At 52.6% G+C, this 12,870-nt stretch carries 14 protein-coding genes; 2 read left to right on the top strand and 12 right to left on the bottom strand.

The genetic code is table 11. The features are described from left to right. Nucleotides 1-105: 105 nt before the first annotated feature. The 4 genes from urtA to INP78_RS02865 form a co-directional block, all read right to left on the bottom strand. Nucleotides 106-1,344 (bottom strand): urea ABC transporter substrate-binding protein, encoded by a 1,239-nt coding sequence (gene urtA / locus INP78_RS02880; RefSeq protein WP_194740676.1) that lies wholly within the window; start codon nt 1,342-1,344, stop codon nt 106-108. 68 nt (nt 1,345-1,412) lie between these two features. After that, the gene (locus tag INP78_RS02875) at nt 1,413-1,751 is read right to left on the bottom strand and encodes an FmdB family zinc ribbon protein (protein WP_194740675.1); all 339 of its coding nucleotides are present in this window, start codon (nt 1,749-1,751) and stop codon (nt 1,413-1,415) included. Nucleotides 1,752-1,813: 62 nt separating this feature from the next. Next, a complete protein-coding gene (gene fmdA / locus INP78_RS02870; protein WP_194740674.1) occupies nt 1,814-3,037 on the bottom strand; it encodes a formamidase in 1,224 nt (407 codons plus the stop codon). A 53-nt stretch (nt 3,038-3,090) separates the two neighbouring features. Next, entirely contained in the window at nt 3,091-4,314 is a 1,224-nt protein-coding gene (locus INP78_RS02865) for a porin (RefSeq protein ID WP_194740673.1), read from the bottom strand. Between the two features lie 162 nt (nt 4,315-4,476). Between INP78_RS02865 and INP78_RS02860 the strand changes: the two genes are divergently transcribed. Continuing rightward, nucleotides 4,477-5,085, top strand: coding sequence for a hypothetical protein (locus INP78_RS02860; RefSeq protein ID WP_194740672.1), 609 nt, complete (start codon nt 4,477-4,479; stop codon nt 5,083-5,085). Between the two features lie 169 nt (nt 5,086-5,254). Then, entirely contained in the window at nt 5,255-5,716 is a 462-nt protein-coding gene (locus tag INP78_RS02855; RefSeq protein WP_194741112.1) for a hypothetical protein, read from the top strand. Nucleotides 5,717-5,863: 147 nt separating this feature from the next. Here INP78_RS02855 and INP78_RS02850 read toward each other — a convergent pair whose 3' ends face one another. From INP78_RS02850 to INP78_RS02815, 8 genes are all read right to left on the bottom strand, one after another. Further along, nucleotides 5,864-6,031, bottom strand: coding sequence for a hypothetical protein (locus INP78_RS02850; protein WP_194740671.1), 168 nt, complete (start codon nt 6,029-6,031; stop codon nt 5,864-5,866). Between the two features lie 33 nt (nt 6,032-6,064). Continuing rightward, nucleotides 6,065-6,859 carry an ABC transporter ATP-binding protein gene (locus INP78_RS02845; RefSeq protein WP_194740670.1) on the bottom strand — a complete coding sequence of 265 codons (795 nt, stop codon included), beginning with the start codon at nt 6,857-6,859 and terminating at the stop codon, nt 6,065-6,067. A 1-nt stretch (nt 6,860) separates the two neighbouring features. Then, nucleotides 6,861-7,010, bottom strand: a complete 150-nt coding sequence (locus INP78_RS02840; protein ID WP_194740669.1) for a hypothetical protein — start codon at nt 7,008-7,010, stop codon at nt 6,861-6,863. Beyond that, a complete protein-coding gene (locus INP78_RS02835) occupies nt 7,010-8,347 on the bottom strand; it encodes an ABC transporter substrate-binding protein (RefSeq protein WP_194740668.1) in 1,338 nt (445 codons plus the stop codon). Before INP78_RS02835 ends, INP78_RS02840 begins: the two co-directional genes overlap by 1 nt. Before the next feature lie 51 nt (nt 8,348-8,398). Further along, complete coding sequence (locus tag INP78_RS02830; protein WP_194740667.1) at nt 8,399-9,427, bottom strand: branched-chain amino acid ABC transporter permease; 1,029 nt, start codon at nt 9,425-9,427, stop codon at nt 8,399-8,401. A gap of 62 nt (nt 9,428-9,489) precedes the next feature. After that, entirely contained in the window at nt 9,490-10,368 is an 879-nt protein-coding gene (locus INP78_RS02825) for a branched-chain amino acid ABC transporter permease (protein ID WP_194741111.1), read from the bottom strand. Between the two features lie 11 nt (nt 10,369-10,379). After that, complete coding sequence (locus tag INP78_RS02820) at nt 10,380-11,186, bottom strand: ABC transporter ATP-binding protein (RefSeq protein WP_194740666.1); 807 nt, start codon at nt 11,184-11,186, stop codon at nt 10,380-10,382. Beyond that, nucleotides 11,183-12,619, bottom strand: coding sequence for an LLM class flavin-dependent oxidoreductase (locus INP78_RS02815; RefSeq protein WP_194740665.1), 1,437 nt, complete (start codon nt 12,617-12,619; stop codon nt 11,183-11,185). Before INP78_RS02815 ends, INP78_RS02820 begins: the two co-directional genes overlap by 4 nt. Nucleotides 12,620-12,870 lie beyond the last annotated feature (251 nt).

The raw sequence follows: 12,870 nt of genomic DNA, 5'->3' as shown, positions 1-12,870 counted from the left end.
TACTTCTCTTAACGTTGTTTACTACCTGGAATTGTTTTACTACTTGCGCCAAACGGTAGCCGGATTTTCTCCGGCTACCGCTCAGGCATTTAAGCCACTACCGGTTTATTGGTAGCCTTTTGGAAATGGATCAGGTTTGATGTAGCCAGAGGTGTAAACCACTTTCGCCTGGCCATCTTTACCCCATTGACCAATACGCAGCTTGGTTGTCAGGTGATGGTTAGCTTCAACAGTCACAGGACCTTCTGGTGCATCTTTGAACTCGTAACCTGGCAATGCCGCTTGTACCTTGTCTACGTCGAAGCTACCTGCACGCTCAACCGCAGCCTTGTACAACCATGGGCCCAGGTAAGCCGCTTGAGTCACGTCGCCGATCACAGCATCTTTACCCCAGCGTTTTTTGAAGGCTTCAACAAATTTCTTGTTTGAATCATTGTCTTGAGACTGGAAGTACTTCATGGCTGAGTAGAAGCCAGCCAGGTTTTCACCGCCAATGCCCAATACTTCATCTTCGGTCACAGAGATGGTTAACATGGTTTGCTTGCTGGAGTTCAAACCAGCCGCGTTCAACTGTTTGAACCAGGCGACGTTACTGCCACCCACAACGGCTGCGTAAATCACGTCAGGTTTTTTCAGTTTGATTTTGTTGATCACAGAACCGAACTGGGTGTCGCCCAAAGCGATGTACTCTTCACCCACCACTTTGCCGCCCAGATGTTGCTCGATGTGCTTACGGGCAATTTTCATGGAGGTACGTGGCCAGATGTAGTCAGAACCGATCAGGTAGAACGTCTTGGCTTTTTTCTCTTTGGCGATCCAGTCCAAACCTGCCAGGATTTGTTGTGTCGCTTCCTGGCCTGTATAGAATACGTTTTTGGACTGTTCCAAGCCTTCATAGAAGGTCGGGTAGAACAGCAAGCCGTTGTCTTTTTCAAACACTGGCAACGCGGCTTTACGGGAAGCAGATGTCCAGCAACCCATCACAGAAGCCACTTTGTCTTTTTCCAGCAGTTTCTTCGCTTTTTCAGCAAAAGTTGGCCAGTCAGACGCACCGTCTTCCTGCACGATTTCGATCTTGCGACCCAGGATACCGCCCATGGCGTTAATCTGTTCAATGGCCAGTTTTTCAGCCTGGATAGAACCAGTTTCACTGATCGCCATGGTGCCGGTGGCGGAATGCAGAATACCTACTTTCACGGTGGTGTCGGTCACAGCCAACCCTGTCGTGTTTACTTTGGCTGTCGGATAATCTGCTGCCAGAGCATGACCGCTGATGAGGCCTGCGGCCATCATAGCTCCCAGCAATGCGCCTTTCATAAAACCTCGTCTGTTTAAGGTACTCATTACATCTTCTCCTTTATGGATAAATCAATTAAATACAAATACTGAATAATGTTTCTTCAGAGATCGGACTAGTGTCCGATCATCCAGGGCCGTGCTGTTTTCTTGGTTTGCATTTGCATTGGCAGTTTGCCAGTCTCCTCATTCACCTTGGTGGTGGTTTTACAGGTATGTGACCCTGTGCAACCACAGCTGGAGCGGCGGGCGCTGCGCGGCTCATGCGCAGATTTCTCGTTACGTTCATGCGCGGACCGCTGATGCTTGTCCATGATGGCCAGTTTGGGCACCGACAAAATACGTGGGCTTTCTGCACCACAATATTCGCAATCAGCTGGCAAACTGGATTCACTCATTTTGCGTAGCGCGGTAAACACACCACAACAATCACACTCATATTCGTAAAGAGGCATCTGTACCCTTTCTTGGCAGGTTTGCCTGAGCAAACCTGACTGGATGAAAACGTTGTCTACAATTAAGTCGATGGGGCGACGTCTATGCCTGGCGGCACCATGATCTTCGGTCCGTCGGCATTCGGACGAATGTCGAACTCAAAGATCTCAGTCGGAATCCACAAGGTCGCACATGCGTTCGGGATATCGACGATGCCGCTGATATGCCCTTCTACCGGTGCAGTCCCAAGAATCGCCACCGCCTGTTCGCCGCTGTAACCAAATTTTTTCAGGTACTCAATCGCGTTCAGGCAAGCCTGGCGATAAGCCACATGCACATCCAGGTAATGCTGCTTGCCAGCCTCATCAACCGAGATACCTTCAAAAATCACATAATCGCGATAAGTCGGTGTGATCGGGCTAGGTTGGAAAATCGGGTTTTTAATCGCGTATTTCTTCACGCCGTCTTTGATCAGGCTGACTTTAATGTCCAGGTAACCCGCCATCTCAATCGCACCACAGAAGGTGATTTCGCCGTCACCTTGGGAGAAGTGCAAATCGCCCATGGAGAGACCGCCATCTTTCACGTAGACCGGGAAGAAGATTTTGGAGCCTTTGGTCAGGTTCTTAATGTCGCAGTTACCACCGTGATCGCGTGGTGGCACGGTACGTGCACCTTCAGCAGCGGCTTGTTTGGCCGCTTCACCAGACAAGCGACCCATCACTGCAGATTTTGGCTCTGGTGGCAGACCCAATGCTGGCACGCGGTCCGGATCCGTTGCAATCAGCGCAGCTTCACGCTCATTCCAGGTGTCCAGCAACTCACGTGATGGCAGGCAACCGATCAAACCCGGGTGCATGATGCCGGCATAACGTACTTTTGGCACATGGCGGGAGCTGGTGTAGACACCATGGAAATCCCAGATGGACTTGCTGGCTTTAGGGAAATGGTCAGTTAAAAAACCGCCGCCATTCTCTTTGGCAAACAGGCCGTTAAAGCCCCATTGCTGGTCATCAAAGGTGCCGACATCCAGAATTTCCACCACCATCAGGTCACCTGGCTCGGCGCCTTCGACGCCGATCGGGCCGCTCAGGTAGTGCACCTGTGTCAAATCCACATCACGGATATCGTCAGCGCTGTCATTGTTGCCAATCTGGCCACCGGTCCAGTCCATGCACTCGACACGGAACTCGTCACCCGGTTTGACCATAGCAATCATTGGCAAGTCAGGGTGCCAACGGTTATGAATCTGACCGTCCTGTTCCCATGGCTTTTTATCAAAATCCAACTTCACTATTGTTTTCATGTCACTCATCTCCTAATAAGAAAAGTTAGGTGAGAAAGGGTTATACGTCTCGATTAAAATTGCATCTGCAAGGAGACTTTGACGAAATTGGTGCTGTCAGTGGATGAGGTATCATCCTTGCCATAAGCGGCTGTCAGCACTGCGTTATACGGTGCCATCACATAGTTGGTGCCGATTTCAAAACGCTTGGCATCACCACCACCGCGCACGTTGTCAGTCACCAAAATGGAGCTCGCTGCCGTGTTGATAGTCGTCGTGCCATCTGCGTCAAATTTCTGATAGCGAACAAATGGCATGAACTTGCCCCAGCCCACTTGCTCCTGGAACAGGTAAGACAGCGCACCAGAATAGGCTTTGCCTTGCTCAGCAAGGAAGACGTTGTCATTGTCATAGTAGTAATACGCGGCTTCGGCAGAGAACGTGCCAGGACCAACGTCTTTTTTCTCTAACAAGAAATCGACGCTGTAAGCCTTGTAGTCACCCACTTTGTAAGCGCTAGTGGCTGCCAGGTTGTTTGAAATGTCACTGATCGCACCGTCCTTCTTGTAGCGACCTGCAATCCCGATGGCCAGAATGTCTTTGGCGCCAAAATAGTTGCCTGTGCCGTAGTAGCCTGGCTCTGCATCCCAGAAATCAATCTGTACGCGACCGGCATACATCAGGTTATCTTTAGTACCCCTGGACTCTGGCTGTGCATTCACACCACTAAAGCGGTAAATCTTGTCGCCTTCAAATGCACCGAAAGAAACCGCAACATGGTCTTCCATAAAGCTGGAAACAACCGCCACACCTTCGTCACGGCCAATCACACCACCGTTCCAGCCGTAGCGGGAAGCGATATTTGCCCAGTAGCCGCCACCCATAGAGTAGTAAGGACCTGCCATGTTGGCGCGGTCACTTGGTGACAGGAAACGACCTGCCCAGATGGCCACTTCAGGTGTCAACTGAAACTGTACGTTGGCATCAATCACTTCAATGTTGCTGCCTACATCACTGCCACCACCGGATTTTTCAGTGTTCAGCATGCCTTTGATGTATTTGTTAAATGAACCTGACAAATACAAACGTGCACTGTCCAGCGCAAAGTCACTGGAACGGTCTTTACCGTTACCGGCACCATCTTCAACAGATGAATAGCTGGTGATAAAACCGAAGCCAGCACTGATATACTTGTCTTCGCCAAAAGTAATCGTGGCACCCGCATTTGCCATTTGTGCACCCAGGCCGCAAGCCATTGCTACTGCTGTATGCAAGGCACATTTTTTCAAGTTCATCATCAAAAACTCCCTTTCTCGTTAAATTCAAACCAACACAGTTAATCAAAACTTGCGCTCAGCTTAACGAGAGGGACATGTAGGACAAATACGTCAATTTGCGTAGTGGCGACGGTGGGTAAACACCGCTAGACTGCACATAACAAATTGAGAACAGGGCTCGCAATGCGTCTTTTAACTTACATCCTATTCAGCACTTTATTAGCAGGCTGCGGCGAGGTTTCCTATAAGCGCGGCGGCTCACAGCAAGACATAGACCGCGCGCACCAGGCTTGCCGCGGCAGTGGTGACCAGTTGGCCAAGTGCCTGGCAGAACATGGCTGGCAGAAACCCACGGTCGATGCCTTTGACCCCTTATTCGCGACCATAGAAGTGACCGATAACAAACAGGCCAGCCAGGCCAAGCCCAGTCCTTTTATAGAGTTATCAACAGAGACCCCGCAAAAACCGGTTGCCGCAGCTGTTGCAAAAACACCACAACCAGCCTCACAAGCCGTTGAGTCGGCCAAGCAGCCAGCTGCACCAGTCGCCGTTGCAGAAACACCGGCAGCCGCCAGCCGCTCTACAGCCAACGATGGCCCGGATGTGCAATACTCAATTAACTCATGGTGGAAAATGGGCGCCTTCCCGAATCAGCTCAAACAGGATCAAGGCGCTTGTGAGAAAAAACTGGGACCGGATTATTTACCGGACTACAAAACACAAACCTACAAACGCGCGTTTGTGGCGTGTATGCATGACCTGGGCTGGATGGCGATTCGCAATCTGAAATAAGTGGTCGCCAGCCTATTTTTTAACCTCTCATCGTCGTCAGCGCTTTCTGACATGACGATCAGAATCGTGAGACTGTCATCAAATTGTCCGATTTTCTAAGATGCGCATACGCGTGACACTTCATGCGTATGTATAGGCAAAGATGCCTAATTTAGAGGGATGAATGATGATGAAAAAATTAGCGATGGGTGCAGCATTAATGGCTAGCGCAGTCACAGCCTTCGCAGCGGATGTTGGTGTGGCCGTGAGCGTCGGTCAACCGGGATTTTATGGACAAATTGTGCTGGGCAAGCCCTACCCTGCACCACAAGTGATCTATCCGCAACCAGTGATTATCCAGCCGCCACCCGTGGCCGTGGTGCAACCACCGATGTATTTGCGCGTGCCGCCCGGCCACATGAAAAAATGGGGCCGCTACTGTGGTCAATATGGTGCCTGCGGCCGCCAGGTCTATTTTGTGCAGGATAGCTGGTATCAAAATGTCTATGCACCGCGGTATAACGCTTATGGCGGTGGGCCTGGTGGCAGATATGACCATGATCATGATCACGGTGACTGGGATAACGACCGTGGACACGGGCATGGAAATGGGAATGGACACGGCAATGGTCGCGGCCGCGGGCGTGACTAGATAGCCACTGGCCTGCCCAATAGATGCAGGCCAATAAACGGATTCTTTGGAACATGTAAGGAGACCGTCAGCTATTGCTGTTATTGTGCGGGATTTCGAGACGGTACCAGTCCACGAGACTGGCACCGCCTCAGTCAGATTTAAACGCTACAACTGATTGAAAAGCATTTTCCTGCCTTGTTCAGCACGTTGTTTTAACCAAGGAAAAAGGACTTTGCGGCATCCCTTACTGAAAACATCATTGACCACCATCGTCAGTGAGATTTCCTGCCCGCCACATGAATATCCGCCTATTTTCCCGAATCCGTTTCCCATGCCTCCCTCTAAATAATGTCGAGGGTTGACTGTTCAAGCACGGCTGTTTGATTTTTTCTTACCCAGATAGGCGTCTTTCAGCGCAGTATTGTTAAGCAGTGATTCAGCGGTCCCCGATAGCACGACCCGCCCGGTTTCCATCACGTAACCATAGTGCGCATGCTTGAGTGAGACCGGAATATTCTGTTCTGCCACCAGAAAGCTCACCTGTTCTTTGGCATTCAACTCACTGACGATTTCAAAAATTTCCTGCACAATCAACGGTGCCAGCCCCATGGAGGGCTCGTCAAGCAATACCAGGCGAGGATGGGTCATCAAGGCACGACCGATGGCGACCATCTGCTGCTCACCACCAGAGGTATAGCCAGCCTGCAATGTGCGTTTTTCCTTCAGACGTGGAAACCATGTATACACCCGTTCCAGCCCCTGTTTAGCCGTCTGGCGACTGGGTTTACGCACAAAAGCGCCGCTGATCAAATTCTCCTCGACGCTGAGGTGCGCAAACACATGCCGCCCTTCCAGCACATGCACGATGCCTTGCTGCACGCGCTGGTTGGCAGGGACATGCAGACTGGACTGTCCATCAAACGAAATCGTGCCGCGGCTCACCTCGGCGCGATCCGCCTGCACCAGCCCGGAAATTGCTTTGAGTGTAGTGCTTTTGCCCGCACCATTGGCACCAAGCAGCGCGATGATGCTGCCCTGCAGCACCTGCAAAGACACACCACTCACCGCCAATATCGCGCCGTTGTAAATAACCTCAATATTATCCACACTGAGTAATGGCGGTGCCTGTTGCAGTTGCGCTGCGTTGCTAGCGTGACTCATGTTACTTCTCCTTGGCGCAATCACGCAACGGGATGCCATTGTTTGCCGCCCGATTGCTGCCCCCTGACTGCACCACCGCGTCACTGGCGATGGGTTGCAGCTGCTTGTCTGCATCCAGGCCAGCGGCGGTGAAAGACAGATGGCCTGGCATTACTGCTCCTTGCTCAGGTCACGGCGGGTAATGCCTTTTTCCTTGGCATACGCATTGGCCTTGGCTTCAATCAGTGGGCGCAAGGTGTCGCGATCGGCCTGGATCCAGTCGGTTTTCAGTTGCCACTGTTTGCCATCCCATTGCTGGATACGCGCAGCGCCACCGCCTTCATGATCTTTTGCCGTAATCTGGATAGGTTGCAGCAGCCCGGTAAAGCCAATCGTTTTCAGGCGGGCGTTATCGATCACCAGGTGTTCAAACGCCCAGCGACCTTCTTCGCCATTGAGCGGGCGGTTGCCGAACTTCTGGTAGCCAGTGCGCAACGCCTCTACTGCCAAGGCGGCATTGACCAGGCCGATGTTGTAATACACCGAGCCAAAGAATTTTTTATCTTTTAAATCACTTTTGCCTGCATCCAGAATGTGCTTTTTCAATCGCTGGTGGACATCAAAGCTGGCACCGCCTGGATAAGGCGCCAATGCCTGATAGCCTTTGGCGGCGGCACCTGCCGGAATCACATCGGCTTCTGACCCTGCCCAGACATCGCCAATGATGTGGTCTACCGGGATGCCAAACCGCGCTGCGGTTTTGATGGCCACAGGCGTGGAGACGCCCCAGGTGCGCAGGAACACCCAGTCTGGTTTGATTTCGCGCACGCGACGCCATTGTGGCGATTGCTCATTGCCAGGATCGGCCACCGGAATCTGGATATTCTCGAAGCCATATTTTTCTGCCAGCAACTTGATGGCAGCCTGAGTTTCGCGGCCATAGGCAGAATCGTGGTAGACAGTGACGATTTTCTTGCCTTTCAGCTTGTCAAAGCCACCTTCTTTCTGGGCGATAAAATTGATGCCGGTAGAGGCCTGGCTGTAGTAGTTAAACAACAAAGGGAAGGCATACGGGAAGACCGTGCCGTCTGTGGATTCGGTGCGGCCACCGGCTGGATCAATCAGCGGGATTTTGTCTGCCGCCGCTTTTTCAATCAGGGCATAAGACGCTGGCGTGCTGTGCGTAAAGAAAAAAGCCAGTGGTGAGCCGTTCTTGCCTTTTTTCACCCGCTCATACACTTCCACCGTACGGTCCGGGCTCCACTCGGTCTCAAATTCTTCGTAATTGATTTTGACGCCATTGATACCGCCTTCCACTTCATTGATATAGCGGAAATAATCCAGTGTGCCCGCCCACCACAAGGTGCCACTCGAGGCATAGGGGCCAACGCGGTAGGTGGGCAATGGCACATATTGATCTGCAGCAAACGCCGTTGCCACGGCGCCTAAGCCAAGGCTGGCACTCAGCGCGATAGCCAGTAAAGATTGCGTAAAAAATGGGCGTTTCATCTTAAATAAGCTCCTAATGATGATGGTTGACTATAGATTGTTGTTAAATAACTAAAAGCGCAGTGGCCAGACGGCAAGGCGGCCACGCAAATGACTGATGAAGCGTGCAATGCCCTCAGGCTCCTTGATCAGGAACCAGACAATGAGCGAACCAAAGATGACTTTTTGCAGGTTTTGCAATAATCCGGCATCGACCATCCTGGCAAAAAAGGTATGGGCAAGAAAATCCAGCAGCAATGGCAGCAAGCTGATAAATGCCGCACCGATAAAATTGCCACTGATACTGCCCAGCCCGCCAATAATGATGATGAACAGGACCTGGAAGGAGCGTTGCAGGCTGAAGCTTTGTACGCCCGCCGAGCCAAGATAGGCAAACACCCACAGCGCCCCGGCAATGCCCAGGTAAAAAGAGCTGATGGCAAAGGCGAGAATCTTGCTGCGATGCACACGGATACCAATCACGGCCGCGGCGGTATCCATGTCGCGAATCGCCATCCAGTTGCGGCCGACCTGACTGCGCGTCAGATTGACGGCAACCCAGGTCAGGAAGCTCACTAGAACCAGTACCAGGTAATACTTGCTGAGCGGACTGGCGATAGCCCAGCCAAAGACAGTGATGGGCGGGGATGAAATGGTCGCCGATGAGCTGTAGTTATAAAACCACGGAAACTTGACGAACACCCACTCCAGAAAAAACTGCGCCGCTAGGCTGGTCACCATCAGGTAAAAGCCTTTGATTTTGGCACTGGGTAAGCCAAAAAACAGGCCAACCAGGGCGGCTACGCCACCGCCTAAAAAAATAGCCAGCAGAAACGACAGCTGAAAATGGATCAGGCAGGCATACGTGGCGAATGCGCCCACCGCCATAAAGCCGCCAGAGCCTAGCGATGTCTGTCCCGCATAGCCGGTTAATACATTCAAACCCAGACCAGCCAGGGACAAAATCAGGAAGGGAATGAGGATGGCATTCAGCCAATAATCGCCGCTGACCAGCGGGACGCCTACCGCCACGAGGCTCAACACCAACCAGGCATAGGGGACTCTGCCATGACTAAACCAGTGACCCACTTGTAGACGCATTCGCGTGATCCAACCAGCAGCCGATAAGGAAAATAATGCGCATTGAGTGCTAACAGACATGCTTATACCCTCTCTATAGCACGTTCGCCGAAAATTCCGGCGGGTCGATAGAATAGAAAAGCCAGCGCCAGGAAGTACGCGAACCAAGGCGTGATACCGCCACCAATCAAGGGGCCGATGTAGGCTTCACCCAGGCTTTCACCGGCACCGACAATCAGGCCACCGACAATGGCACCGCCAATTGAGGTGAATCCGCCTATGATCAGAACTGGCAAGGCTTTGAGCACCACCAGCGACAGTGAAAACTGCACGCCCTGCCGTGTGCCCCATAACATGCCCGCCACCAGGCCGGTCACCCCCGCCACCGCCCAGACGATCTGCCAGATGCGGTTGAGATGAATGCCGATAGACAGTGCGGCACGCGTATCGTCGGCTACTGCACGCAAAGAAATACCGATGCGGGTTTTGTTAAACAGCAAGGCAAGCACGCCCACCAGCACGCCCGCCGTGATGGCGGCGATTAAATCAAACTGGCTGATCATGAGATCGCCGATAAAGACAGGCACATCCTCAATGCCTACATCCAGCGCATGCACATTGGCGCCCATCAGGCCTTGTGCCACGCCTTCGATCACGTAGGAAACGCCGAGCGTCGCCATAAACAAGGTCATCGGGCTGCGATTGGTGAGCGGACGCAAGACCAGCCGCTCAATCAGTATGGAGAGCAGTATCAGCGCCACCAGCGTGATCAGCACGGCCAGCACAAAAGGCACGCCATGCTCATGCAAAGTCACCAGCAACAAGGCCGAGAACAGTAAGATGGCGCCCTGGGCAAAATTGAATACGCCACTGGCCTTGTAAATCAGCACAAAACCGATGGCCACCAGTGAATACATGGTGCCCGCTAACAATCCACCTATGAGTGTTTCCAGAAATAACATCGCCATGCCTCCTAATGCACGGTATTCAGCGGGCCATTATCAGACCCCAGGTAGGCGGCAATTACCTCTGGATTCGCCTGTACTTCAGCGGGCGATCCATCGCCAACCTTGCGGCCATAATCCAGTACCACCACATGGTCAGACAGATCCATGATGACGCCGATATCGTGTTCGATGAGCACTACCGTGGTGCCGAGATCGCGGTTAATGCTCCGTATGAAATGGCTCATGTCCTGCTTCTCTTCGGCGTTCATCCCGGCCATGGGCTCATCCAGCAGTAACAGCTTGGGCGAGGACACCAGCGCACGCCCAAGCTCCACCCGCTTCTGCAAGCCATAGGCGAGGTTGCCGACCAGCGTCTGCCGGTATGGCTGCAACTCAAGAAAAGCCAGCACCGCTTCACTGCGTTGCAGAAAATCAGCCGCTTCACGTCGTGCCCGCGGCAATCCAAACGCCTGTTCCAGCACGCTAACGCGTGAATGCCGTGATAAACCGGTCAGGATGTTGTCGATCACGGCTAACTTTCCGAACAGCGCATTATTCTGAAAGGTGCGCCCGATGCCACGCCGTGCCGCTTCAAACGGCGTCAGGCGGCTAAAGTGCGCGTGCTCATAATGCACTTCGCCACTGTCGGGCTGATACACGCCATTGAGGATGTTGAGCAAAGAACTTTTACCGGCGCCATTCGGGCCAATCAGGGCGCAAATCTCGCCCCGGCTGACGGCAAATGAGAGCTGGTGAATCGCCTTGACGCCCTGGAAAGACAGTGAAATATCTTTCACCTCAAGCATGTGATCATGGAGGTCAGCACTGGTCATGCAGACTTCTCCCGCAGTACCTGCACCGGCATCTCCACTTGCGCCTGCGCCTGTTGCTTGATGCGCTCGATATCCCGGTATTGCGCGGCTGGATGCGTGTCTGGCAGGTAAGGCCCTTCACCAAACAGTTTTTCGCGCAAGGTGCCTTCGCGGTACTCAGTCGCATACACGCCACGGCGCTGCAGCTCCGGCACCAAATGCTCAACCACATCTTCAAAGGTTTCATGCGCCACGGCATAGGCCAGATTGAATCCATCCAAGTCCGTGACTTCTACCCACGCTTGCAACTGGTCAGCCACGGTGGCCGCAGAACCAACAAACAACGGCCCCAGGCCGCCCACACTGGCCCATTTAGCGAGTTCTTCTATGGTCCAGGTCTTGCCTCCTTCCGCCAGATGCTCTACCGCGGAAATGATGGCATTGGTCTCCACCTTGCGCACATTGTCAGTCGGCGCATAACGGCCAAAATCAATGCCAGTCCAGCCAGAGGTCAACACCAGCGCCCCATCATAAGAACCATAGCTTTGATACTCTTTTAACTTGGCATGTGCCTTGGCGTCGGTCTCATCGACGATGATGGTCACCAGCGCATAAATCAGTATCTTGCTAGGGTCACGGCCCGCCGCTGCCGCGCGTGAACGGATGTCTTGCACATAAGCGCGGGTGGTGTCTTGCGTCGGGGTAGAAATAAACACCAATTCTGCATTCTGGGCGGCAAAATCCTTACCGGCATTGGAGGCGCCCGCCTGGAACAACACTGGGGTGCGCTGTGGTGAGGGCTCGCATAAGTGGTAGCCTGGCACCTCGAAATACTTGCCTTTGTGGCCGATCTCGTGAATTTTACTGGGGTCGGCAAAGATGCCTTGTTGACGGTCGCGTAACACTGCGCCCTCTTCCCAGCTGCCTTCAAATAACTTGTAGAGCACTTCCAGGTATTCTTCGGCCACTTCATAACGATTGTCATGTCGCTTGAGCCCACCCTGGCCAATGTTCTTGGCGCCACTCTCCAGATACGAGGTCACAATATTCCAGCCCACGCGGCCTTGGGTGTGGTGATCTGCCGTCGACAGGCGGCGGGCGAATGTATAGGGATGCTCGAATGAGGTGGAAGCGGTAATGCCTATGCCCAGGTGTTTGGTCGCCAACGCAATCGGGTTGGCCAGCTGTAGCGGGTCATTCACCGGAATCTGCACGCCTTGCAAAAAGGCATGGTCGTTGTTGCCTTTGTAGACGTCGTAGTAGCCAATCACATCGGCAATAAAAATCGCATCAAAAATGCCACGCTCCAGTATCTTGGCCAGATCGGTCCAGTATTCAAGGTCTTTATACTGCCAGGCACGATCGCGTGGATGACGCCACAAGCCTGGCGATTGATGTCCAACGCAATTCATTTCAAAGGCGTTGAAGCGGATGACTTTTGAGGGACGACTCATCTATGGTTCCTAAATACTGTAGTTCACAAGGTGGTAAGCAGCGCCAATCGCATTTTTCAACATTGGCAATACCGCTTAAGCTTTAGCAGCAAATATGCCACCTTAATTTATATAAATATTTCAACAACTTACCAACAATCACGGCTATTTGATCTATGTTGATTCCAGGGTCATTTGCTGATGCGTTGCTGCTTAACCAGCAATGGGATCGCTGTATATGAGCCCCTCACAGCGCGAAGAGATAGACCAAT

The organism is Methylophilus sp. 14, from assembly GCF_015354345.1.
Taxonomy (GTDB): Bacteria; Pseudomonadota; Gammaproteobacteria; order Burkholderiales; family Methylophilaceae; genus Methylophilus.
This window is presented reverse-complemented; position numbering and strand designations above follow the sequence as displayed.